Below are 21,689 nucleotides of genomic sequence, written 5' to 3' on the forward strand. Positions count from 1 at the left end.
TCACCTCTAGGGCAACTTTTTTGCTGTTTGAGTGTATACGTGTTAGTACGAGGACTCATCATGAAAACAGCCGAGTCCCCCACCACGACAAGCGAATGTTCGCTCCCAGATCAGCGGGTTTCCCGCCAGCCCAGCGGCACCCGCAATCTTGACTTCCGGCAGATCCGAGATGAGCGGTCAGCAACGTGGAACGCTGCCCTCGATGCCACTGTCGAGGTCACGAAGGGCGGCCGTCCAGACCTGTTCCTCGTCTCCGTCGACGACGACTGTCCTGCGAACTGCTCGCTGGCCGAGCATCCCAACGGGACCCACGCCGGCTGGTGCAGCTGTGAAGTCTTCCAGGCGACGACTGTCTGCCCACATCTCTGTGTTCTTCGCCAGTACGCTGCTCTCAACAAACTTGACCTGCCAGAACGAACGAGCGATAGTTAGTCGTCGTCAGCCGTGTACGCACCGCTTCGGTGTTCGATCCTGTGGACTTCAAGTACCGAAGCATCGTGTGCAAGCACACACGCAAGACGGTACGTTCCAACTCGGAGTTTCCAGAACGGCCCGCCAGTCAGCGGTTCTAAGAAATCCTTTGGTTCCCGCCATGCTGAGTCAACAACCTCGTCTAATTTCGAAACGATTCGATCCTGAACGTGCGTATCGAGATCACCAAACTGCTCAGTCGCACGCTCAGTGAACTTCCACGTTCACTCAGCGTCACTCGTCATTACCGTCTTGGTCCATCATTGCACGGACTTCCTCACGTGAAACCAATTCAGCATTACCCGCCCGAAGATCATGCTCGCTGGCGGCAATCTGTTTCCACCCACTCCGACTAAATGCGGGATGTTTCACTGCATCCCGAGCGACATGGCGAAGGAATTCACTCCGTGAATTGAACCCCTCTTCTTGCCATGTTGCATCGATGTCTTCAAGAAACGATCTGCTCAATCGGAGGTTAATCTGTACCATCTCTGGGCCACCGTTTCCAGTATCGCTGTCTGCATCAGACATATACAAATACTATACGCTGGTATAGTATAATTCTTCACCTATTCTGAGACGTACGGCTGCGCTGTCGAGTAGTGGTATCGTCTCATCAGCCGCTCTCAAACTCGACACCAGCCAGCGGTCGCACGTCGACGCGCCCGACCCGATCGTGATCGAGACACTGGCACAGTCGTTCTCGAACCGTCGCCTGCGAACACGGTTCGATACCAACGCCCAATCGTGGATCGTTTCGAATCTGGACATACGCAGCGTCGACGTCCAGCGTCGTGTGCTCGACCCGACACCAGATCGTCTTCGCTCCAGTTTGGTCTAGATCAGTCACGTACCGAGCAGCCACGGCCTCGTGGCGAAGTTCGACGAGGACCTGTTCAACGAACGACGCGACCTTAGCTGGCGACCGGAGCGCTGGCGGTGAGGCAAAAACGGTCCCAGAGTCGTGCTGTGCGACTGTCTTAGGAGTCCTGGTAACTGACATGGATCTTCTCAGGACGCGCTTGCTGGCCCGTCCTGCACCCGACTGGGACACACAAACCAATCCGTCGCGACCGCTCACTCAACAATATTCTCCTCGATCTGCTGGTACCACCGTCGGGTCGTCGTGATATCGAGGTCCGCCATCTCACTGATGGTCGCCTGTGTCAACCGGAGATCTGACTCCTGACCAGCGACATAAGGCGCACCCGCTGCGACACCGTCTGGTCGCCCGTTGATGTCCGTTGATCTGGTCGCCTCCTCAGCCAGTGCCAGCGCCCGCTGGCGACTCTTCGGAGTAACATCCAGCGGAAGGTCCGAACAGATCCTCGCCACCCAGTCCACCGGCAGCGAAACCGGGATTGGCAGTTCGAGCTCGGTCAAGAAGGTCCGGTAACAGGTCCAGATATGCGACGTGGAACACCGGGCAACGTCGGCGACCGTCTCCATCCTGACGAGGCCATTGCATCGACAGGCGGCGTACACGGCGGCCGCTGCACCGCCCTCAATCGACCGCCCGATAAGCAGGTCTGCCTTCTGCGCTTCCCGAAAGAACGTCGATGCCTGCTCTTTGACCGCTTTGCTCTCAGACAGCGCACTTCCAATCCGTCGGATTTCTCCAAGTCCATGTGCGAGGTTCCGGTCGCGCTTGCTGTCGAACTTCGACCGACCGTGGAGTCGCCGCTGACGAGCAAGCCGTCGACGCCGTCTCGACGAGATATCTGAACCCTCAGCCGACCCGATATCTGTTGACAGTCCCTGATCGTGGAGTGTCACCGTTCGGGGAGCCCCTGTCCGCTTTTGTTCCTCCCGATTGTACGCTCGCCACTCGGGACCTCGGTCAACCTGATCCTCTTCAACTACTAGGCCACAGTCTGTGCAATGCGTCTCCCGTCCACTGCTGTCGAGTGTTCCGCCACACTCGGGACAAGTCTGCGTCGACCCAACCAGTTCAGTCTGGATAGTCCGTGAAGCCATTAAGAGCACACCTCTCACCCACCAGAGGGGCAGAAAACACGCTACTGGGCCGTTACGCGTCTGGCAGCTTTCCATCCGGCCGGGGGACTCGCTCGGCGTTGATCTCGATATCGACCCGGCGGAGATGCTTGCATCGCTCAGCGACATCGGGACAACTGCACGTCTCCTCAAGCACATCCACCTCGTAGCGGCTGTCCGACGCTGAGTGAACCTCGTAGCGACCCGGCTTTGCCAGAAACGAGACGTCGATATCTTCTTGTTTCGCTCGCTTCGTACGTGGCTCGTCCTCGGAGTGGACAGCGAAGGGGTCTGTTGCCGGGGCTGTGACGCCGCCGTCAGCGACTGCTTGTCGGGGCTCGCCGTCGACGTGCATACCGAACTGGTCGTCCAGAGCGTCGTCGTTCATCCACTGTGGGATGGGTCGCTCACCGGTCGCGAAGGCGACTCGCTTCTGGTGTTTGCATTCCTCATCGGGATTGTACTGCTTCCAATTGCACTCGCAACTGCCTGTTCTGGCGTCGATAAGGTACTCTGACCCGGACCCGGAGTTGACCAGGAAGAGGTCGTCGGCGTTTCGTGCCCGCCCAATCGAGTCCAGAACGGTCATCACTTCGGTCAGCGCCCGAACGGTACGGCTGTTCGGCGCTGCGTCCTCGATATCGCTGGCATCAATGCTCCCGGCGTCGCTACTGGATTCCGTTGTAGCCATGAGTAACAGGCGGCACGCCCTCTCTGGGACGCCCCTCACCCCCGTGGGGCGCAGAAAATTCGGGGACTAGAGTTCGTGAAGGCGAAACTCTATTTCAGACAGGAGTGGTCAGTACAAGAGACACATCAACTATATGATTACTTGGTGATACCCATGTACAAAGTCAGACTGAGACGATTGAGGCTGGACAGACGGCCACAATCTCGAATCGTCTACCGTGGGAGAGGCTACAGGAGAACTTCGACCTGATTCCGGGCGACTACGCGCTCGGTGTGCAGTTGCTTGGCGGCCCGTCGTGGGATAAGCAGACAACGACGTACGGAACGGTGCACGTCCACGAGAAGCGGGGTCCCGATACTGCCGGCGGTCGGGTCGGGCTACGGCGCTCGGAAATTATCGGGGTGTATCCACAAGATTTCGTCGACAGACCGACCGGCGACCATATTCGAGTCTGGGAGAGCTACGCGAAGCAAGACAAGTACCGAGAGCTACCGGTCCCGAAGGGGGTCGTGACTATCGCGGAGACGTTGGCGTACCAGCAGGACGACGACGACCCGCTGCTGGATATAGCTGGGTCGACAGTGTACCGCTGGGTCCGGCGTACAGCTGATGTACTGGAAGAGGATACGGGAGACAAAGGCTGACAGTACCTCGATGTTCACGATCTCCGGCGGACATGGGGCGCGTATCTACTGGAGCAGGGTGTGATTCTGTCGGTCGTGATGGCCGTCGGCGGCTGGGAAGACTGGGATACGTTCAGGAATCAGTACCTCGTGAGTTCAGCCCGGGAAGCGATTCCGCGGGAGCGCGGGAAAGTTGGTTTTCTTGAGGGTGGCGATGAGAGTACTGATGTAGTGCATCCCGGTACGATGCCAGCGACATCGCACCATACAGTAGATTGACTTGCTGATTTGCCGAAAAAGATACTAACCCACGTATACAACGTATACACATGAGCACAATACGAGTCTCTGACGACGTGAAGGAACGGCTGCGTGATCTGAAACGGGACGACGAGAGTTTCAACGACCTGCTGGACCGGCTTAGTCGGAGCGAGAAGGATGTCGAAGCCATCGCTAAATCGCTACCACCTGTTGACGACGAGGACATTCAGCAGATGGACGAAGCCCGCGAACGGCTGAACGAGTCGCTGGAGGAACGCCGGTAGATGATTGTTCTCGACAGAGACATTCTGGTAAAGCTACGAAACTCAGAAAAGCCGGTTGTCCAGCACCTTCAGCAGTACAAAACTGATGAGTGGACAATCCCGTCTCACGTTGCTTGGGAATCGTTTCAGCGGTACAGCAGCCGAAGCGATATTCTCCAAGAGCAGCAGCACCTCCGGGACAGTTTCGACCGGATTCTACCATTCACAACTGACACTGCACTCGAAGCCGCCTATCTCGATGAAAAGCTTCAATCGCAAGGGGTAGCTCTCGACGCCATCGACCTACTGAATCTGGCGACAGCTCACGAAGCCGGTGGCAAATTTGTCACCCACAACAAGAACGATTTCGACAAGGAACCTCTTCTTGAGCTTGCTGACGTGGATGTTGTACATACCCCCTGACCCTATCAGTTGTTGTGACTACGGCTTCTTAATTCATCCAACTGGCTGAAACAACCGGTCAGTGGACACACTGACTAAGTAGACGTTGTAGCCATCATTATGGCTAAAAATTGCGTTCTCGCCGCCCAGTTAGAGTTTCCTGCATCTGCTCGTGGGCGTCGGGATTGACCACCGGGATGACGCCCTCAATCTCCTCCTTGCCGTACTCCTCACGAATCAGATCATGGATATCGTTCGCGAGAGCAACGGCCTCGTCTTGCTTGGTGGAACTCGCCTCGTTCTCAGGAAAGTCTGCTGGCCCAACGCCCTCCACGACGATGAACAGCTGGTCGTCACTCATTTCCGACCGCCTCGACGAGTAGTGTCGTTTCGGGCAGGTCGTCGCGAGAGGTCGACAGGAACTCGGACGTTTCCAGCGTTTCCTCAACCAACTCGACCAGTTCCTCCGAGACATCGCCAAAGTGAACGATAGCGTCGGGATCGGGGTAGTTGTCGTACTGCTGTGCAGTTGTCTCGGCTGTCTTGTTCTCACTCATGATCAGTAGCAGAGCGCCCGCAGCGGGACGCCCCTCACCCCCAAGGGGCACAGAAATTACACGATGGCTCGTTCACAGCCATCCGATTTATCGCGATGAACCCTCCCTGCCTCCAGAAGCGGGACCGCCGGACCGGCCTGCCGGTCCAAGGTGGAGCGTGTCCCCGAGCGCTTGCGCTCGGGAACCGTGAGCGTGTGATGAAGCGAAAGAAGAGCTGGTATGCCTCCTCAGTTACTTTGCGATCACATTCCCGTTCTCGTCGATGGCATACCTGAGTGGGTACACGTTCCCGTCGATATGCGTCGCCTTCTTCGGTAGCGTCTCGTTCAGCCACTCTTCCCGGTCGGCGTCAGTCTGAATGTCCTCGTTTGGAGAGTGGACGCTGAACAGGTCCATGCTGACCCAGCGGTTGATCCGTAGCTCGCCGGACGAAGAGTACACCTTCACGCGCTTGTTTTCGGCGTCGACACCACCAACAACAACTTCGGGCGCGTCTTCGGCTGTTTTCAGCCCATCACCGATATCTACCGCGTCGGGGTCGATATCGAGGTCGTCGCACTGCTTTGCAGTTGTCTCGTCTGTCTTGCTTTCAGTCATGATCGGTCGGGAAAGCGCCCGCAGTGGGACGCCCCTCACCCCGTTGGGGCACAGAAATTACGTGGCGGCTTGCTCCTCGGTGTCCGATTCGTCGCGACGGATCTCGCGTGCCCGCTCTCGAAGGCGAGACTGGACTGGCGTCCGGTTTTCGTGCTGGTTCTCATGGGCGAGATACCGCTGGATCGTCTCGATTGAGTGCATACAGTTGATGCCAGCCACGATTGGTTGGAGATGATCGGCGTCCAACAGCCGCTCTGGCGGGAGTTTGTTGAGAATCGGGTCGGCGTCGCTCATGCGTCCTCTCCCCGGAAGTCATCGAGTGTTGTTTTGCGCGTGTACCGACAGTCGGGGTAGTGAGCCAGCAGCGTCTCGTCGACGGCTTCCCAGAACCCGATCTTGTGTGGCGCAACCGACTGCCAGAACCGGGCCCGTGCCAGTGCGGCCGGAACGCGATGGCATTCCTCGCGATGCCAGCTGTCGCGCTCGATCATCGCCATGTCGCTGCTCCCGCCGGTCGATCTGCCATGTAGGTGTGGGCGAGTTCCAGACCCGCATCGAGTGTGCTTCGGGTCCCAACCAGTTTGGTTGCGCGTTCGAGCCTCCAGCCAGCATCACCTCGTTTGAGCAGGATTGTGGCTCCGGTGTCGGGGATGTGCCAGCCGATTGTGTCGTTCCCGGCAGCGAGAAATTCCCACTCGCCGGCGACGGCCTCCTGTGCTGCGGCCTCCGTGTCGATCAGGACATCAGATCGAGGGCCACCAGCACCGAAATCGCCCAACGTCGCTGTTTCCGCTGGCGTCATGCAAGAGCCTCCTGGCGGTCCCAGCCAGCGAGTTCGGCGTCGATAGCGCTGATAATGGTCCGGACTCGTTCCTCTAGAGTGTCGGCTTGCTCGCCGTCGACGTCCAGCAGTGAGCGAAGTTCGAGTACGTCCGGGAGGGCAATGCTGTCCGAGCGCCGAGCCACAGCACGGAGGACAGCAGCCTCAACGTCGGTACTGTCAGACTGCACTCGAACAGTTCTCGCGATGGACTCGACGAACTGCGGAGTGGTTGACCGAGACAGGTCTTCTGGGCCACGACAAGACATATTTCGAGACATCCTCTCACCCGCCAGAGGAACACAAAATTAGGCCTGAGGGGGCTATGTATTCGGTTTATTTACCTACTTAGGTGCCCGAAATGCCCGTTCAGTCTGCCTGCGAGTTTACTGATGCCAATTTGCAACGTTAGTCCCCAGAACCGTTCTGCTCGACAACAATCTTATCTTGAGTCCCATTGGAAGTACCCGTATGGATGCTATCGGGAATGCAATCGTTCGCGCCGACGGGTGGTTCTGGCATCTGTCCAACGTCACCGTTGGCGTCGCTGTCTTTCTTGGTACTGTCTTGTACGCCCCGCCGGGGACCTACTCATTGAATCTGATTATAGCCAATGTGGACCCATTCTACATCGTTGCTCCCCTCTCTCTACTGTACACCTGCTGGTGTGGGCTTGACTTGTGGCGGTGGTACGGGGATGACGAAATACTGTGATTCGGTAGGTCCACGACCTGTATTGCCCACACAACAGGGAAACGAACTCATCTGGCACAAATCCGCTCCCAGCTAGCCGACCCAGCCGCCGATCTCAACTTGTTCACTGTCGGTTGGAGCGTCGTCCGCTGTCTCCGTAACTGAGTCAAACGGCGGTTCAACGAGACGGGGCACTGCGTCGTTGTACGTCCGATCCGGAGACTTGACACACTCTATGGGCACAATGGGACTACAATCAACACAAGAGCGCGTTGCTCCGTCGAAGCCGTTGATCGTCACCGACCAGGTGATGATACTCGCAATCCGGTACGTGTCCGCTGCTGGCCGACGAGTGCTTGCAGACTGGCAGCCAACAGCCCCACAGACAGCGCACGTAAGGAGGTAGTCTCGATCTGCCTCGTGGAAGAGCGAAGCCGCCTGCTCGACGTTGGACCGCCGCTGGAGCGCACACTGCTCGCAGATCGTAAACCGGAACAGACCATCCGCTCGGTCGATCTCGTCGGGCCACCGGACATAGCTGCGTGCCTCGCCGAAAATATCGGCTGTCCTGTCCCCGCAGAACCGACACCGGTCAGCCGTTGCGTCGGGCTGGATGTCGGTCATGCAGACCACCGTGCAAGTGTTGACTGCTCGCGAGCAGTCTCAACAGGACAGAGAAACCGCCACTTGTGCCGCTCGCGGATCGACTTGTCTTCCCGATTGCTTGCCTGCCCCGGCTCGCGATAGCCGGTACAGGTCCAGCCCTTGTCTTTCAGCGCTCGAACCATCGCGCCATCGTAGTCTGAGCGCACCCACGTCAACAAGAAGCGAGTGTCGCGGTCGTCGCCCGCTAAGAATCGGTCCTGCGAGCGGGCCAACGCCGCTGAAGCGAGGTTTGGCATCCGGACACCGAGACAAATCCGTGCGGCCTCAACGATTGTGTCGCCGGCGACTACCTCACTGTCGACGATGGGCTTGTCCGCTGACGGGAGGACTCGCCGGGCAGTCGCTCGAATCTCCGCTGGAAGATCGTCGATCTCGACTGGTTCGGGACAAAGTTCACCGTCGACGCCGTACCGGATTCGCTTCTTCGAGATGAGCGGATACCGATACGTGATTGCCCCAACCAGCGAGCCCTGAAAGTACAGTCCGTGGTGGGCGAGATTGACTGACGGGAGCGAGCCCATATAAGAGTGATGCGCCTCGTACACGGCGGCTGCGGTTTCTCTGTCGATTGGCTCAACAACGACGTGGTCAGCGAATCGAACCCCAAGCGGTGCCGTGAACGGATCACTGTCAGCGTGGATCGGACAGGAACACTCTCTTGTGTCTGTTGGCGGGCGATGCTGGAACGACTGCGGTCGTGTCGATGCTGAGTGGGTCATCCTCTCACCCGCCAGAGGAACAGAAAACTACCCAGAGTCACCACGGGATGATGACGATGCCGGCGTCTGGCCCCTCAATGTAGAGCGGTTCTGAGCCCCGGTAGAAGACCGTGAACCGTTCTGGCCGGTACGTGGGCCGCTTAGCAAGCGTTGCGATTGCACGGCTCACATCCGCTGGCGGGAACTGTGGCTCGCCCGACCGGAGTGCAAGGCGGCCAGACTGGAGTTCGTCCCAGGACTGGAATCGGTAGTCAGCTGGCGGAGTAAACGTCTCCCGGGCCGTTGCGACAAGATACGCAGCGCCGTCAACAACCGTTGCAGCGATTGGATACCGAGCATCTTCTGGGCGAACGGTCACGGCGCCGTCGAATGCAGGCACCACGTCGTCCGTCCAGACAAACGGCGAAGGGGGCTTGACGACCGGAATCGGTTGCTCGTCGACCGTCGATACGGCGCTGCTTGCAGGCGATGCATCGCTGGTTTCGGATGTATGCTCTGTCATCCTCTCGCCCGCCGGAGGAACAGAAAACTGCCGCGTCAGTCGAGGCTTGGCAGCCGCTCAGCGACGATGATACCGCCACTCGGCCCCTCCAAATACAGTGCTGTGTGCCCGCGGAAATACAGCGTGTACCGGTCTGGGACGTACTGATGCCCCGTCGAGAGCGTCGCGATGGTCTTCGACAAGAGCCGTGCCGAGAACAGCGGGTCGCCACAATGGTTCGACAGGCGGCCAGATTGCAGTGGCTCCCAGTCGCCGAACTCGTGGTTGGCCGGCGGCGTCAGCGTCGCTCGTGCCGTTGCGATCAGGAAGTCAGCTCCCTCAACAACTTTGCCGGCCGTGTTCGCTACATCTGGAATGTATTCGACACGCTCGTCGAATCCAGTCACCGCTTCGTTTTCCCAACGCAATTCTTCCGGGTGTCCGGCAACCGGCACCGGCGGGCCCTGGAAGGCCTTGTCGCGAATATGTGCCTTCGCTTCTGCCTCACAACCGAATGTCTCCCCACAGGTGCACTCGAACGATTCGTCGTTACAGTAGTAGCCGTCGGTATCCTGTGAGCGGACGAGTTCGCCGTCCTCGTCCATGTAGATAGTGTCGACATACTCCCACGAGTACGACGCCTCGATTTCGTGTTCTTGATCTGGCTTGTTGAAGTTGAACCCGGCTTGTTGGTCTGGCTGTTCATCTCGGTCCTGAGTCGGATCAGTTGTTGTCATCCTCTCACCCCCCAGAGGAACAGAAAATCACTCACTGCAGGGGGCTATTCTTCCTCGCCGTCGGTCGTAAGGCTCGTCTGCCTCGTGGCAAGGAACCGCTCAGGGACGGTCTCGAACGCATCCAGACCTGCCTGCTCGGTCCCTTCGACGTCAACGCCGCTGTGACTGGCTTGCCACGTAGCAGACTCGCGCTCGAAGCCGCCGTCGAAGGCTGTGAGTTCTGTTCGACGGGCCGGCTTTGCAGCTGCTTCAAGCTCCTCAGTGCGGTCTGAAAGCCATTCCATCTGGTCGAACATCCCGTCGAAGTCGCGCTCCTGAAACGGGAACCGGACGGTTGCCTTCGGCGGGAGGGCAGTGTGTGTCTCCCGGCCAGTCCGAATCGCAGTTGGCCGTCCATCGAAAATCCCCCGCTCACGCAATGCGTCGATGTAGTCACTGCCGGCCAGAACGACCAGTTCTCGACACGGAGAGTCCTTCTGATCGGCGGCGTAGGGCCGGCGGAGCCAATCGGCCAGCGCCGAGTGAACGCGAAGTGCCCAGCGATCTAGTCGGCTCTCAGCCCGCTCCCCCGACGGGAGCCAATAGTGTGACTCGCCCTCAATAGGTTCGTCACGCAGGTCTTCGATGGTCGTGTCGTACGGAGCAACCGTCTGCCGAGGCATCAAGATCCCGTGCTCCGCAGAGAGAATGCCCCATGAGTTCGCCCGCCGACCAGCAGTTCGAGCCCATTGGACAGCTGCCTCGGCATACGATCGCTTGACCGAGAAGTACGACGAAGTGTACAGATCGCGAGCCGCAACTGGCTGGTCGGTTTTCGCATCGCCGCACCCGATAAGTACGAAGCGGCCACGAGTCCGCTCAGTCTGTGTAGCAGTCATCTGTCTCCCTCACCCCACTGGGAGCCACAAAACCTCTAGAGTGCACACCTTGTCCTACGTGTGCCCCTCGGTGGGAGTGAGTCCTGCCCGGTATTCGATTCTGTCTCGCTCGTGTTGGTTCCGGTATGCGAGCGTCTGTCCGTTTTCGTACTCGACGACAATCGCATCTTCGAGACCGTCTCCAGTCGCTCTTGACCCGTCAGCGGCCCAGACGGGGTCCATCGGTTCCGCTGTTAGCGGATTCCGATCCGTCTCTGTGGTGGGCCACACACCCTGCGATTTCCAGTATGATTTGATGTGTCTCAGACTCTCTCGAACCGTCTCCCGGATTGAGAGGTGGTCTGCACTCCCGTAGCCGTGTGGCGAAAAGTACTCGCCATGCAGCGCCGCCAGATGGATGCCGTTCCAGTCCACGCCGACGATATCAGCTGGCTCCTCACCAGTTACACGCGGCTGTGTTAGCTCCTCAATCACCGGATACTGCTTCGTCGGACTTGCGCCCAGCAGATGCACGCGCCGTCCGCGCCAGTCCACGATGTCCGTGTACTCGTCGGCTGTCTGATCGGAGTACCCCATCGGGTAGCCGAGTACAATGTCGTCGTCGATCTCCTTGATTGCCTCGTGGCACTTCGGGACGATGATGACCTCTATCCCCGGAAACTTCCGTTTCAGTTCCCGTGCGGCTTGGTTGTACCGTCGCGCTTCCTGCTGGTTGTATGCGTCGCCGAGCATCCCGACCGATGGCTCGTACTGCTCGAAGCGTTCGGTATATCGGTCCAAGTCTGGATTCCGGAAGTCGTTATCCAGCATCTCTATCGGGACGTCGACGTTCCGCAGCGATGACTGATAGCTGTAGTCCTCGCGAACGCCGACGGTGAATCCAAGCCGGTAAGCATCAATTACGAACGGTTCTCGGTGGAGGAACCCAACCCACTCAGCCTGCTGTGCATCGTTGATTGCCGCCGCTGACCAGGAATGTCGCGCCTCTGAAGACATGAAAAGCACCGAGCGCACCGACCGGCGCGCCCAGCTGGCAGGCGCGGCAAAAAACAACCCCCCGGGTTAAATACGGAGACGGGAAGAAGTGTCTACCAGAATGAAGGAAGGCATCGAATCGCAATACGACGACCCTGAGAACTACGAGGGGGACTACCCCCCAGACTGGGCGTACCGGATTGTCTTCCGGAAGCAGTTGGATGACAACACCTGCGCCAACTGTAGCACTCAGTACCAACCGGAAGACTTGGAGGTTTTGCGACGGGTCCCTGCCGAGGACGGTGGAACGAACAAAACGACGAATCTCCTGACAGTGTGTGCGTTCTGCGAAAGCGATGTGAAGCAGGCGGGCCGACTAAACCTGCCGGAGTCAGCCAGACAAGAGCCAGCAGACAGTCCCGAAGAGGACACCTACAGAGTGCTTGCGTTGCAGAGTGACGTTCCGATTACCGAGGAAGTCGAAGGAGAAGAGACTGAAGACAGCGGGCAGTCTCGTGATGTCTCGCGTGTAGAAGTCAACCATGTCCAGACACGGTCGACGAGTCCTCTTCCAGTCAACACGACAACACAGGAAAGCGACGAGCAGTCCGACCATGACGACACCGATGATCGTGCTGGATGGCGACAGTTAGCCATCGCATTTGTTGGAGGCACAGCGATGTTTCTGGGATATCTTTGTGCGATTGCTGTCGCCATTCCTTTCCCCTCGCCTGTGGGTGACGTAGCATTTTATGGCCTCCCGCTGGCCGGGCTTGTTGCTGGAGTCCGCTGGCGGCTGTCGACAGCCGTTGCATCTGTCTGCGTTGTTTTGATGTACGCTGGAATCTGGCAGGCATTCTCGGTGGAGCCGTTCATATCAGTACTGGCGTGGCTTCCCGTGGTTGCGCCACTAGCCGGGATTGCCTACGGGGTCGTAGTCGAGCGTACTGAGTTCTCGCTGCGGAATCATATCTCCCAGCCTCAGATTCTCGACTGATGATCCAGCGCTTCCGTTGACGGGATATACGCTGACAACTCGTCCACGACCGACGGGTCAAACGAGTCAGAGACGTGCCGGACATTCCATAGCCCAGACTGATACACTTCGGACTGCGGCGAGTGATACCCTAGCCAGTCGAGGTCTGACGGCCCTGCAGATCGACGATCCCTCGACACCATCGCGATGGCGTTCGCTTCGATCACCGCTCGGTCACACTCGGGTCCGGGCTTGCCCGGAACGTCAACCCAGAGAAGCGGCAGATCCCGGATATATTCTGAAACGCGCTGTTCGAGTTCGTGTTCCTGCTCGCGAACAGCGGTCGTCTCGGCGTCGGGATTCTGCTCGCCCCAGTGGGGACACTCGTCGTGCCAGCCGTGCTTCTCGATCAGTGCGCGCCCGACGTGCAAGCGGAAGATTGAGCCTCGGTGATTCCCGCCGCCGGCGTACTTGCCCTGGACGTTGCCTCGGTGCTGCCGGAGCCGGTTCCAGAGTGTGTTCGACGAACCTTCACTGACGCCGACGGTGCCGATTCGGGAGAGTCGCCAATCGACCGCTGTCGTTGCGCGAAGGTCGCTTGCTGGCGAGAAAAAGAAGTACACTCCTCGGTCAGGCCAATCCAACCGACCAGTGACATCCCCGAGGTAGTACGGCCCTCCGATCTGGTCACGCAAATCTGCTAAGACACTCAGAAACTGTCCGACAGGACTGCCACCTGACGCTGCTGTGGAACGCATATTCGACTCCCTCACCCACCAAGGGAGTCACAAAATACGGCTCTCAAGCACGTCTGGAAAGACACCGCTCCTTCTCAGCTCTCACCTTCGACGGCGTTGATCAGCTCCGCCGCAGTCGATGAGATACGGTTCAGCCGGTCCTGCAACGTCTCCGGTGCGTCGCCGTCCCACGCCGCCAAGTAGAACGCCGAGTTATCGGGGTCCAACTCGAAATGGCGACTCACGACGTAGGCGACCGCCTCGGCTTCGACCTCTCGCTTCGAGCGCTCCGTCTCATCGTCGACATCGAAGTGAAGAGCAGCGTGGGCGAACTCGTGGATGAGTGTACTCGCAAGAGCGGCCCGATTGTCCCGGTCGACCGCTTCGACCATTGGATTCGTAGTCACGACGCTCCGACGCTGGCAGACGCCCCGAGCAGACCCATGCTCCCACTCCGCTGGAGCAACGATTCGTGCGTCGACGCCGATCTCGTCGGTTGCATCCAACAGGTCCTCAACGAGTCCATCCGGGTCGCCGTGAGCTTCCGTCTCCAGTTCAGGAAGCGGCTCGCCTTCGGTCTGGGAGACATCGAACACCGACGTTGGCCGGAATCCGACTAGCCCCCGCCGCCACTCCTCGGGGCCTGTCTCGTCGTACTCACAGTCCGTGTTCTCGTGGTACGACGGTGAGTTCCCGCATTCGGGGCACTTCTTCGTGATGATGGGAGCCCAGATCCAGATTGCATCCTCGCCGCTCTGGACGTACCGGTCGAACTCGTCTTGCCACGTATTGTACCCCGCAACGCGGGTCGCTTCGGGACACTGGAGCTTGATGAGCAGGGTGTTCCGGGCACTGTAGTCGTGGAACTTCGACTGCACGTCAAGCCACTCCTGGAACTGCTCGCTGGCCTGTGCCTCGTTCGTGAGGTCGGCAAGATCTTCGACCCACGAGTCAAGCTGCTCGCGCATCTCGTCGTCTCGGGAGTCCGAATCGTCGAATGTGCAGGTGCTCTGCTGGCTAGACTGCTCTGGAGTGTCTGACTGTATCGTTGACATTGGTCTATCTCCGGGACGCGCTCTCGGGCACGCCCCCGCACCTCCACTGGGGGTCAGAAAATCGACGCTGTAGCTCAGTGAGAAGGGACCTTGCCACTAACCAACACTAACTGGTATATCAGGCAGTGTGTTGGTTAGCCTGCGAGTTGGCTACTCCTTGCTTTGCGCCTCCCAGCCCTCATGGAAGTACACCAGCGCTAAGTCCGAGTCGAAGCACTTGCCGGACGGGACGTGCTGCAAGACTTCTTGCTCTGGAATCGGCTCAACCACGCCCTCCGCAAGCAGACGAGTGACTACGTCGCGGCTCCGTGGCTCGTCGATCTCAACGGTATCGGGACGCTGCCGGTCGCGGTCCTGTGCGATCTGTTCGCGCTCGAAACGCTCGTAGTCTGGAACTGTTTCGGTCGGGTCCATAGTGGAGAATCCCTCACTCGACTGGGAGACACAAAATTAGCGCTAACCAACAATTGAGAAGCACTGCAGGGGATGTTGGTTAGGACACACCACCGTTTCCGCAAAACCACTAGATCAGGCGCATGGAATCTCCGGGATCGTCGCCGATGATGTCCGCCAATCCGTAGACAGCGATTGAGTCCGTATACCCCTGCGCTCGGACTGCCTTCTCGATCCCCTTCTTCGCTGGCTTATCATCAGTGAGTACGACAACACCTGTCGTTTCCCGGTCTCTGACGTACTGGATGGCCAACCCGGCGAGAATCGCATCGGTTTTCTCTACCTCGTGTTCAACTTGCTCGGTTTCGTTCGCAATGGTTCGTCTGGCGATATCGCTCCCAGCGACAGCGTCTCCATCCGCCGGCGATGGAGCCTCTATGATTGTGGCCCAGCCCTCGTTGAGCGCTGTTTGGACGCGGTCCGTCTTTGCTCCACCGAGTTCACCGATCACGCGCTGTGGGAGTTTACAGATAACGCCGGCGTTCTGAATTGCACTCCGAAAGCGTCGATACTGAGAGTTCGAGGGACGGCCGATCGCATAGAATATGTTTGCGTCAACGAGGACGTCTTGGTCGGCAGCGAACGGTATGTCGGTTCCCATCCGAGAGACTCACCTATCGGGGTCCGACGTACGGGCCGGGGCACCAGATATTTCATCAAGGTCAGGGAGATCAATTGTATCATATACATCTGGGAAGAGATACTTGAAGAACGGGTCATGCTCCTGACCGACAGCCAGTGTCGGTTTCAGCGCGTAGATGATCATCATCGCTTCTGTCTCGCGAACGTCGATATCAGTGGCGACCATCCGTTGGGTTGTCTTGCCCGCGAAGTGGAGTCCAGCACCCCGTAATGCAGCAATGAGCTTTCCAATACCGTAGCGGTCCATGAAATACTCAACGTCTTCGTCGACTTCCTGAAGCGCAAGGGCGTGGAGAACGGTTGGCGTGATAACAATCGGGACGTACTGCTCAACGATGATTACCGGGTCAGCAGTCAGTTCCTGAGGGCGCGTCGAATCATCGCGATCGACCAAGCCGAGGTCAACCAGCTGATCAACGTACTCATAAGTGGTCGATTTCGAGAGATCGAGTGCGTCCATGATCTCCGGTGGCGCAACCGGTCCCCAGTAACACACGTAGACGTAGACGCGAGCCAATGCCGGGTGGTTGAGCAGTTGGACAATGGTTTCGAGCCGAGCAGCGTTCTGAGCTAGTGTCTCTGGCTTGAGCGTCTCTTCGTCCATTATATCCATCGGTGGCGGATCCAACGCGTCAATCCCACCATCCGGACGAACGTGATTGTGGTCAGAGGTCATACTAGTTAGTCCGTAGTCCATGAACTTCAGACTATTGCTGCAGCTGTCAACAACTGTGACATTGCCCGGGTGAAGGGCTCGGTAACACGCCCAGTATATCGTTAGTCCACTGGGATCTCTCCGGGAAATAAGTGCGACAAGAGGCCGGATGAGGACTTCAAACCCGCTGAAAGCGGCCTGAGACAACGATTCGTCGATTTGTTCTTGTCGCGAGCTCCCTGTGATTACATATATACAAGGTGACAGTTGCTTCTCCGGTCATATTAGCGCTAACCAACAATGTAGAAGTACAGCGGTCGCTGTTGGTTAGCCAGCGGTACTGTTTCCGCAAAACCACGGGGAGCCGCGTCAGTTCGGGAGCTTCGGCGCTATCACGAATTGCATCGCTCCATCGGCGTCGGGGAACTCCGATCTGAGCACGAGCGGGACCCCGTCTCCGATGTGTAACACCCGGTTTGTGCCGTCTGGAAGACCAGCGTGGGCCGATTTGACTAACGATGAATCCAGTTTCACCTCTACATCCGCAGGCTCGAAGGCGATGAGATCAGTCTTCGCTCGGCGGTAGGTCATGCTGTCAGTGTCTCCGCTTGCGACGAACCGCATCTCTCCGGCCTCAGAATCTACCGTGAGGTCAAACCGGTCGCCAAGCATATCCGCTGCCGAGAGTCCAAGCGACATATCGTCTGGACTCAGGTGGACGGTCGCTGGAATATCAATATCCGGCATTTCAACAGGGTAGCGGAGCGATTCAACCGAGTCCAGTTCGATAGTGCGCGTTATTCCGTCGATGTCGATTTCCAGTGTGCTATTCGCTGCATCGAGTGCAAACTGTGCGAGGTCACCTGCATTACTGATCGAGAGTGCATCTCGAACCCGTTCGACATTTACCCCGAGCGTCCCTGTCGCCGCGTCGAAAGAACTGAACGAACTCCCAGCGACGCGCAGATCGACCATCGCGTGTCCCTGCCGGTCAGCTGCTCGAATCGCAATCCCAGAGTCCCCAATCCCCAGTCGTGCCTTGTCTGTGACCGTACTTACTGCCGAGAATATCTGGTCGAACAACTGCACGTCTCCGCTCATCTGGAGATACTGTGGGGCGTCGAGCGTCAGGAGATCCGTGGAATCCACGTCCGCTGGTGTCTCATCCGCTGTTTCTGACGCGCCCATTTCGGTGTCTGTGGTTGCTGCTTCGGTGCTACTGGCCGCTGTTGACTGTGACATCTCGATTACCCTCCACTTCCCGGAGGGGCCACAAAATCTACCATTGAGGCTGCTAAGGGACCACCGATGCGAGGCGATGCGTCCGGTAGTCGACTGTCCAACGCGAGTGGTTCTGCGTGATTCGGTACTCTCGGACGACGGCAACATCTTCTAGTGACTCGTCGGGCTGCTCCCACGCAAATTCGTAGCCAGCGACTACATCACCCCCATCGAGATATCCGACTGGATGCTCGGGGCCGTCCCACTCGACTGAGACTGTGTCGCCACCGTTGGTGGGTTGGACTCCACGGCTGACTGTCCCTTGAATGACCGACGGATCGCTCGTCAACCCGTGCAACTGTGCCAAGTCGCTGGCTTTGATCGTGAACTTGTCTTCCTCTCCGACGAATGAGTGCCGAGCCTCGTCCCGGGCAGTTGAGTGATAGTCTATCGTCTCGATACTGACACCGAGCGCATCCGACAGGAGGTGTGCAAACTCAGCAGCCCCCGTGAGGACTGCTTGGTTCTGCTCCTCGATCTGCAGGGTCGTTTCCGGCGTCCGAAGCTCCCTCGTGTATGGGTTCTCCGGCCGCTCGACGGGCATACAGCTGCACAGGAGCGTGCCCTCCGGCCCGGTTAAGATCCACGGCTGCTTCCCACACGGGATTGCAGAGTATTTCGACGCCGTGTACCGCCCACCGCCGGTAAGGACTCGAAGTGCCTTTTCGAGTGCTTGGGCGTCGATCCCGTACCCGTAGCTGTCTGCAAGTCCGTCGATGAATGTGACTCGTGTGTCGACTGAACTGAAGTCGCCGTACGTGGCTGGAATCTGGAGGCAGTCGCCAGTCGCGTATTGCTCAACGTACTCTCCGACGTCGCCGTCGACAACCCACCGAGTTTGCTGTTTACTTGCTCGACCAGCCGACGTGTTGGTCGTCGACGCTGGCCGCTGCGTTGTGAGGCCCCAGTCCTTGTCCGGGGATGCCCAACTGGCTCCGTCGCGATTGGGCGCGCGACACGCCGTCGCACATCGAGCGATGTTCACCGCATCGGGAGTGAGGTCGTTGTCGGCGCTGTCTCCGTCTCCGAACGTACCGAGTCTGTGGTCAGTCATCCTCTCACCCGCCAGAGGAACACAAAATTGCCACTGGCGCTCCAGACAGGGAGAGCTTCATCGAATGGACAGACACCCCTCTATCGATGTGTTCGATCTGTTCTAGTAGAAGGGATTGACAGCTGGAAGGATTCGAATTAGAATAACAATCGAATAAAAATGGGATAGAGAGGCCGTATTACCGCTAAAATAGCGGAGTAGACGATAATATAACCAGCATCAGATATGTCGTAACGCAAGAAACAGAAATGCAAATAGGTACAACACATAGAACACATCGATAGAGGGGTGTGTGTATGTTCGTTCTAGAAAACTAGAAGAAAGAAAAGCGACCGACAATTTCTATGGTTTCATCAAGGCTGTATTCACGTTGTCGGTTACCCTCTCCTGTGAAATCGTACGGTCTGATGTCTCTTGTGCCTTCTTCACGTGATGAATTATCCGATCAAGCCCCCCCTCCTCGGATAAGTCAAACACATCGATAGAGGGGTGTGTGTTTCTCCTATTGTTGTCGTTGAACCACTCCATTAGGCATTAGATGCTTGATCAACCCCTTCACCCTTGGAGAGATGAACACATCGATAGAGGTGTGTGTTTCATCCCTATTGTTACTGGAACACTTCGCCAGGCGTTAGATATATTACCAAGGGCTCTATCTGAATATCCGCTATTGGCTTGAATAATGTACTGAAACGAGAGATCACACTTCGATAGGGGTGGCGAACATTTTTTATAACTTGCCCGTATGCTCTCCAATATGGGTACTGACGACTCCGATGGTTCTCGAGATAATTCGGGAGCACCGGAGGACGAGATCACGACACAAGCAGACCTTTCTTCTAATACGGCTGAACCCGAACCGGAGCCGACGTCCAATAACGCCTCAACTATCGATGAACAATCGCCGTCAACTAATTTCAGCTCTGACGATTCCTCCCAGTCGATCGAGGATATGCTACTTGAATTCGATGAACAGGACGGACTGATTCGTGACCGGTCGCTTCTCGACCCAAACTATGTCGTTGAAGAGGATCGGATCGTCGGCCGTGACGAGCAACTTCAGGAAGTCACTAAGATGCTTCGTGTCGCACTTGGGGATAATCGACCTCCAAATCTTTTCCTTTATGGGCCGTCCGGAACCGGCAAGTCACTTATTACGAAAGCGGTCTGTAACAACATCAGCCGTATCTGTAAATCTCGCGATATCAGCTTTGGCACGATTGAGGTCAACTGCCAAGACCTCGACACCCTTGGGGTTGCAGTCTATGAACTGGCAAAACAGGCAGCTGACCAAGCTGGCGTGGATGTCGAAGTCCCAAAACATGGCGTTGCGACGAAAGAAAAATGGGACGAACTCTATCGGATTGTGAACGAACATTTCGATTCTGTTGCTTTCGTGCTTGATGAACTCGATATGCTTGTCGGCCGTCGCGATAAACAGGAGCCAGCATTTTCGCGGCTTCTATATCAACTCTCGCGAGCTGGCGCTAACGACGACCTCACGGCATACATTTCGGTGGTTGCAATATCTAACGATACTAGGATGATGGAGTCTGTGGGAAGCCGAGCACTGAGTTCGTTCACTCCGGAAGATGTTCATTTCAATGACTACGACGCAAACCAGCTACAGGCAATCCTCCGTCGACGGCAAGACGCCTTTCACGATGATGTCGTTGATGACGATGTTATCCCTCTTACAGCAGCCTTTGCAGCGCAAACACACGGTGACGCCAGGAAGGCGATCGACCTCATCCGCGTTGCTGGTGAACTTGCCGAACGCGAAGGGGATGATCGCGTTCAAGAAGCACACGTCCGAGAAGCTCAAGAAAAGGTCGAAAAGAACCGCGTCCTCGAGGTCGTTCGGGGTATTAGCACCCAGAAAAAATTATCTCTCTACGCGACAGCAACGGTCGCTGCCGAAGCTAACGATGGGACTGCTAGAAGCACAACCGGGTATCGTGTCTACCAATTTCTTACTGAGTCGCTCGAGGCTGACCAGTACCATCAAGAAACGTATGTGAATAAAATGAAGGAATTGACGACGTATTCACTCGTTGATTTCGAGCGGCGGAGCCATGGCCCAACATCTGGGATGTTTTTAGAATTTCAGTTTGGTGAGCGACCCGAGACAATTCTTGAAACGCTTCGTGAAGATTCACGTATCGATATGGTATCTACCGATGCGGTCGAGTCTGTGGTGAAAGCCCAGATCCGAAATCAAACCTAGAAAACCAGTTTCATTGTACTGCCACCAAAGCTGGGAAGACACCCCTCTATCGATGTGTATATAGTAAACGCTACTACGGCACATACCTCTGGAGCACACTCTAGTTAAGTCAAATTAGTAGGATGAAACACCGCTCTCTCCGTCAGACGCTTGTCACACCCCTCTATCGATGTGTGATTACCCCCGAGAATCTTAGAAACCGTTGAAATCACGGAAATCGAATTTTTGAGGCCTTTATTCTTCGAGTAACATCGACCTCCTAAATTTGCATATTGTTTTATCGAAACAGAATCAGTAGTAGAACAGATAACCAGACACCCCCATATCAATGTGTTCGCCCGTTGCCCCCAAATTAGTATACCTCTTGTTGAGATGGCCCGCTGTTCTTATGCGATATCCTCCCGTGGTGAACGGCGGGGAGGATGTCATGAACGGTATCAAGAAGTTCTTCGAAATCACGGTAGCGAACCGTTGAAACGTAGGCGAGTACACGATCACCTCTCGGACTTGAGCCTCCACGGCCGTGGTGAATCGCCAGACGTGGTTCGATTTCACTGTTTTAGAGATTGCTTGATGTTGTGAACCGCACACATCAGGACGAGTTCACGAAATTCACCGTACCAAGTTCGCGCACGCACGGCGTCGCCGAGCGTGCGCTTGATCGTGGAGAAGACGGTCTCACACATCGCTCGTTGGCGGTATCGAGGCCCATCGATCCGCGCGTTGTGCGCGTGATCGATGGGTCGGAACTCACGATGTTTGATCAGCGGTCTCACGCCC

Annotated in this window: 33 protein-coding genes and 1 pseudogene; 7 read left to right on the forward strand and 27 right to left on the reverse strand. The window is 57.1% G+C overall.

Going from position 1 to position 21,689, the window contains the following annotated elements:
* Positions 1-60: 60 nt before the first annotated feature.
* Complete coding sequence (locus tag AMS69_RS18500) at positions 61-432, forward strand: hypothetical protein (protein WP_053969509.1); 372 nt, start codon at positions 61-63, stop codon at positions 430-432.
* Here AMS69_RS18500 and AMS69_RS19900 read toward each other — a convergent pair.
* The 5 genes and pseudogenes from AMS69_RS19900 to AMS69_RS18515 all read right to left on the reverse strand — a co-directional run bounded on the left by AMS69_RS19900 (position 429) and on the right by AMS69_RS18515 (position 3,157).
* Positions 429-716, reverse strand: a pseudogene (locus tag AMS69_RS19900) (type II toxin-antitoxin system RelE family toxin). The gene AMS69_RS18500 and the pseudogene AMS69_RS19900 sit on opposite strands and share 4 nt — an antisense overlap.
* Positions 706-1,002 carry a ribbon-helix-helix domain-containing protein gene (locus AMS69_RS19905; RefSeq protein WP_077067835.1) on the reverse strand — a complete coding sequence of 99 codons (297 nt, stop codon included), beginning with the start codon at positions 1,000-1,002 and terminating at the stop codon, positions 706-708. Before AMS69_RS19905 ends, AMS69_RS19900 begins: the two are co-directional and overlap by 11 nt.
* Before the next feature lie 85 nt (positions 1,003-1,087).
* Positions 1,088-1,474 carry a hypothetical protein gene (locus tag AMS69_RS18505; RefSeq protein ID WP_053969510.1) on the reverse strand — a complete coding sequence of 129 codons (387 nt, stop codon included), beginning with the start codon at positions 1,472-1,474 and terminating at the stop codon, positions 1,088-1,090.
* A 74-nt stretch (positions 1,475-1,548) separates the two neighbouring features.
* The gene (locus AMS69_RS18510; protein WP_053969511.1) at positions 1,549-2,448 is read right to left on the reverse strand and encodes a transcription initiation factor IIB; all 900 of its coding nucleotides are present in this window, start codon (positions 2,446-2,448) and stop codon (positions 1,549-1,551) included.
* Positions 2,449-2,500: 52 nt separating this feature from the next.
* The gene (locus tag AMS69_RS18515; RefSeq protein WP_053969512.1) at positions 2,501-3,157 is read right to left on the reverse strand and encodes a hypothetical protein; all 657 of its coding nucleotides are present in this window, start codon (positions 3,155-3,157) and stop codon (positions 2,501-2,503) included.
* Positions 3,158-3,429: 272 nt separating this feature from the next.
* Here AMS69_RS18515 and AMS69_RS20985 point away from each other — a divergent pair, with 272 nt between their 5' ends.
* The 3 genes from AMS69_RS20985 to AMS69_RS18530 all read left to right on the forward strand — a co-directional run bounded on the left by AMS69_RS20985 (position 3,430) and on the right by AMS69_RS18530 (position 4,727).
* Entirely contained in the window at positions 3,430-3,801 is a 372-nt protein-coding gene (locus AMS69_RS20985) for a hypothetical protein (RefSeq protein WP_238378585.1), read from the forward strand.
* A gap of 308 nt (positions 3,802-4,109) precedes the next feature.
* The gene (locus tag AMS69_RS18525; protein ID WP_053969513.1) at positions 4,110-4,325 is read left to right on the forward strand and encodes a DUF7557 family protein; all 216 of its coding nucleotides are present in this window, start codon (positions 4,110-4,112) and stop codon (positions 4,323-4,325) included.
* Positions 4,326-4,727 carry a type II toxin-antitoxin system VapC family toxin gene (locus AMS69_RS18530; protein ID WP_053969514.1) on the forward strand — a complete coding sequence of 134 codons (402 nt, stop codon included), beginning with the start codon at positions 4,326-4,328 and terminating at the stop codon, positions 4,725-4,727. It begins immediately after the preceding gene.
* A 103-nt stretch (positions 4,728-4,830) separates the two neighbouring features.
* Here the strand turns inward: AMS69_RS18530 and AMS69_RS18535 are convergent, their stop codons facing one another.
* The 7 genes from AMS69_RS18535 to AMS69_RS18565 form a co-directional block, all read right to left on the reverse strand.
* Positions 4,831-5,067, reverse strand: a complete 237-nt coding sequence (locus AMS69_RS18535) for a hypothetical protein (protein WP_053969515.1) — start codon at positions 5,065-5,067, stop codon at positions 4,831-4,833.
* Complete coding sequence (locus tag AMS69_RS18540; protein WP_053969516.1) at positions 5,060-5,263, reverse strand: hypothetical protein; 204 nt, start codon at positions 5,261-5,263, stop codon at positions 5,060-5,062. The genes AMS69_RS18535 and AMS69_RS18540 overlap by 8 nt, the downstream gene beginning before the upstream one ends.
* 231 nt (positions 5,264-5,494) lie before the next feature.
* Positions 5,495-5,860, reverse strand: a complete 366-nt coding sequence (locus tag AMS69_RS18545) for a hypothetical protein (protein ID WP_053969517.1) — start codon at positions 5,858-5,860, stop codon at positions 5,495-5,497.
* A 57-nt stretch (positions 5,861-5,917) separates the two neighbouring features.
* Positions 5,918-6,154, reverse strand: a complete 237-nt coding sequence (locus AMS69_RS18550) for a hypothetical protein (RefSeq protein ID WP_053969518.1) — start codon at positions 6,152-6,154, stop codon at positions 5,918-5,920.
* Positions 6,151-6,357 carry a hypothetical protein gene (locus AMS69_RS18555; protein ID WP_053969519.1) on the reverse strand — a complete coding sequence of 69 codons (207 nt, stop codon included), beginning with the start codon at positions 6,355-6,357 and terminating at the stop codon, positions 6,151-6,153. Before AMS69_RS18555 ends, AMS69_RS18550 begins: the two co-directional genes overlap by 4 nt.
* Entirely contained in the window at positions 6,348-6,662 is a 315-nt protein-coding gene (locus AMS69_RS18560; protein WP_053969520.1) for a hypothetical protein, read from the reverse strand. Before AMS69_RS18560 ends, AMS69_RS18555 begins: the two co-directional genes overlap by 10 nt.
* Complete coding sequence (locus AMS69_RS18565) at positions 6,659-6,949, reverse strand: hypothetical protein (protein WP_053969521.1); 291 nt, start codon at positions 6,947-6,949, stop codon at positions 6,659-6,661. The genes AMS69_RS18560 and AMS69_RS18565 overlap by 4 nt, the downstream gene beginning before the upstream one ends.
* Before the next feature lie 202 nt (positions 6,950-7,151).
* Here AMS69_RS18565 and AMS69_RS18570 point away from each other — a divergent pair, with 202 nt between their 5' ends.
* Entirely contained in the window at positions 7,152-7,394 is a 243-nt protein-coding gene (locus tag AMS69_RS18570) for a hypothetical protein (RefSeq protein WP_053969522.1), read from the forward strand.
* A 72-nt stretch (positions 7,395-7,466) separates the two neighbouring features.
* On the opposite strand, the gene AMS69_RS18575 is transcribed toward AMS69_RS18570, so the two are convergent.
* From AMS69_RS18575 to AMS69_RS18600, 6 genes are read right to left on the reverse strand one after another with little or no spacing between them, the layout of a single operon-like run.
* Positions 7,467-7,997, reverse strand: coding sequence for a hypothetical protein (locus tag AMS69_RS18575; protein ID WP_202904580.1), 531 nt, complete (start codon positions 7,995-7,997; stop codon positions 7,467-7,469).
* Positions 7,994-8,758 carry a hypothetical protein gene (locus AMS69_RS18580; protein ID WP_053969524.1) on the reverse strand — a complete coding sequence of 255 codons (765 nt, stop codon included), beginning with the start codon at positions 8,756-8,758 and terminating at the stop codon, positions 7,994-7,996. The genes AMS69_RS18575 and AMS69_RS18580 overlap by 4 nt, the downstream gene beginning before the upstream one ends.
* A gap of 37 nt (positions 8,759-8,795) precedes the next feature.
* Entirely contained in the window at positions 8,796-9,260 is a 465-nt protein-coding gene (locus AMS69_RS18585) for a hypothetical protein (RefSeq protein WP_053969525.1), read from the reverse strand.
* A 35-nt stretch (positions 9,261-9,295) separates the two neighbouring features.
* On the reverse strand, positions 9,296-9,976 hold the full coding sequence (locus AMS69_RS18590; RefSeq protein ID WP_053969526.1) for a hypothetical protein: 681 nt from the start codon (positions 9,974-9,976) through the stop codon (positions 9,296-9,298).
* 44 nt (positions 9,977-10,020) lie between these two features.
* Positions 10,021-10,854, reverse strand: coding sequence for a DUF6884 domain-containing protein (locus tag AMS69_RS18595; protein WP_053969527.1), 834 nt, complete (start codon positions 10,852-10,854; stop codon positions 10,021-10,023).
* 54 nt (positions 10,855-10,908) lie between these two features.
* Positions 10,909-11,850: a DUF6610 family protein gene (locus AMS69_RS18600; protein WP_053969528.1), complete on the reverse strand. Its 942-nt coding sequence runs from the start codon at positions 11,848-11,850 to the stop codon at positions 10,909-10,911.
* 100 nt (positions 11,851-11,950) lie between these two features.
* Between AMS69_RS18600 and AMS69_RS18605 the strand changes: the two genes are divergently transcribed.
* Positions 11,951-12,826, forward strand: a complete 876-nt coding sequence (locus tag AMS69_RS18605; RefSeq protein WP_155120006.1) for an HNH endonuclease — start codon at positions 11,951-11,953, stop codon at positions 12,824-12,826.
* Here AMS69_RS18605 and AMS69_RS18610 read toward each other — a convergent pair.
* From AMS69_RS18610 to AMS69_RS18645, 8 genes are all read right to left on the reverse strand, one after another.
* The gene (locus AMS69_RS18610; RefSeq protein ID WP_202904581.1) at positions 12,811-13,563 is read right to left on the reverse strand and encodes a hypothetical protein; all 753 of its coding nucleotides are present in this window, start codon (positions 13,561-13,563) and stop codon (positions 12,811-12,813) included. The genes AMS69_RS18605 and AMS69_RS18610 overlap by 16 nt on opposite strands.
* A gap of 74 nt (positions 13,564-13,637) precedes the next feature.
* On the reverse strand, positions 13,638-14,597 hold the full coding sequence (locus AMS69_RS18615; protein WP_053969530.1) for an ArdC-like ssDNA-binding domain-containing protein: 960 nt from the start codon (positions 14,595-14,597) through the stop codon (positions 13,638-13,640).
* A 150-nt stretch (positions 14,598-14,747) separates the two neighbouring features.
* On the reverse strand, positions 14,748-15,011 hold the full coding sequence (locus AMS69_RS18620; RefSeq protein ID WP_053969531.1) for a hypothetical protein: 264 nt from the start codon (positions 15,009-15,011) through the stop codon (positions 14,748-14,750).
* 109 nt (positions 15,012-15,120) lie between these two features.
* Entirely contained in the window at positions 15,121-15,651 is a 531-nt protein-coding gene (locus AMS69_RS18625) for a hypothetical protein (RefSeq protein WP_053969532.1), read from the reverse strand.
* Positions 15,652-15,660: 9 nt separating this feature from the next.
* Complete coding sequence (locus AMS69_RS18630) at positions 15,661-16,368, reverse strand: DUF7437 domain-containing protein (protein WP_080508870.1); 708 nt, start codon at positions 16,366-16,368, stop codon at positions 15,661-15,663.
* Between the two features lie 348 nt (positions 16,369-16,716).
* Positions 16,717-17,589 (reverse strand): DNA polymerase, encoded by an 873-nt coding sequence (locus AMS69_RS18635; protein ID WP_053969534.1) that lies wholly within the window; start codon positions 17,587-17,589, stop codon positions 16,717-16,719.
* 52 nt (positions 17,590-17,641) lie between these two features.
* The gene (locus AMS69_RS18640) at positions 17,642-18,682 is read right to left on the reverse strand and encodes a hypothetical protein (protein ID WP_053969535.1); all 1,041 of its coding nucleotides are present in this window, start codon (positions 18,680-18,682) and stop codon (positions 17,642-17,644) included.
* Between the two features lie 342 nt (positions 18,683-19,024).
* Positions 19,025-19,210 (reverse strand): hypothetical protein, encoded by a 186-nt coding sequence (locus tag AMS69_RS18645; protein WP_053969536.1) that lies wholly within the window; start codon positions 19,208-19,210, stop codon positions 19,025-19,027.
* A 229-nt stretch (positions 19,211-19,439) separates the two neighbouring features.
* Between AMS69_RS18645 and AMS69_RS18650 the strand changes: the two genes are divergently transcribed.
* Positions 19,440-20,909 carry an orc1/cdc6 family replication initiation protein gene (locus tag AMS69_RS18650; RefSeq protein ID WP_202904582.1) on the forward strand — a complete coding sequence of 490 codons (1,470 nt, stop codon included), beginning with the start codon at positions 19,440-19,442 and terminating at the stop codon, positions 20,907-20,909.
* A 551-nt stretch (positions 20,910-21,460) separates the two neighbouring features.
* On the opposite strand, the gene AMS69_RS18660 is transcribed toward AMS69_RS18650, so the two are convergent.
* Positions 21,461-21,689, reverse strand: a 229-nt coding sequence (locus AMS69_RS18660) for a transposase (protein ID WP_155120007.1), incomplete at its 5' end; no start/stop codon positions are given.

The sequence above is a fragment of the Haloarcula rubripromontorii genome, from assembly GCF_001280425.1.
Classification (GTDB): Archaea; Halobacteriota; Halobacteria; order Halobacteriales; family Haloarculaceae; genus Haloarcula; species Haloarcula rubripromontorii.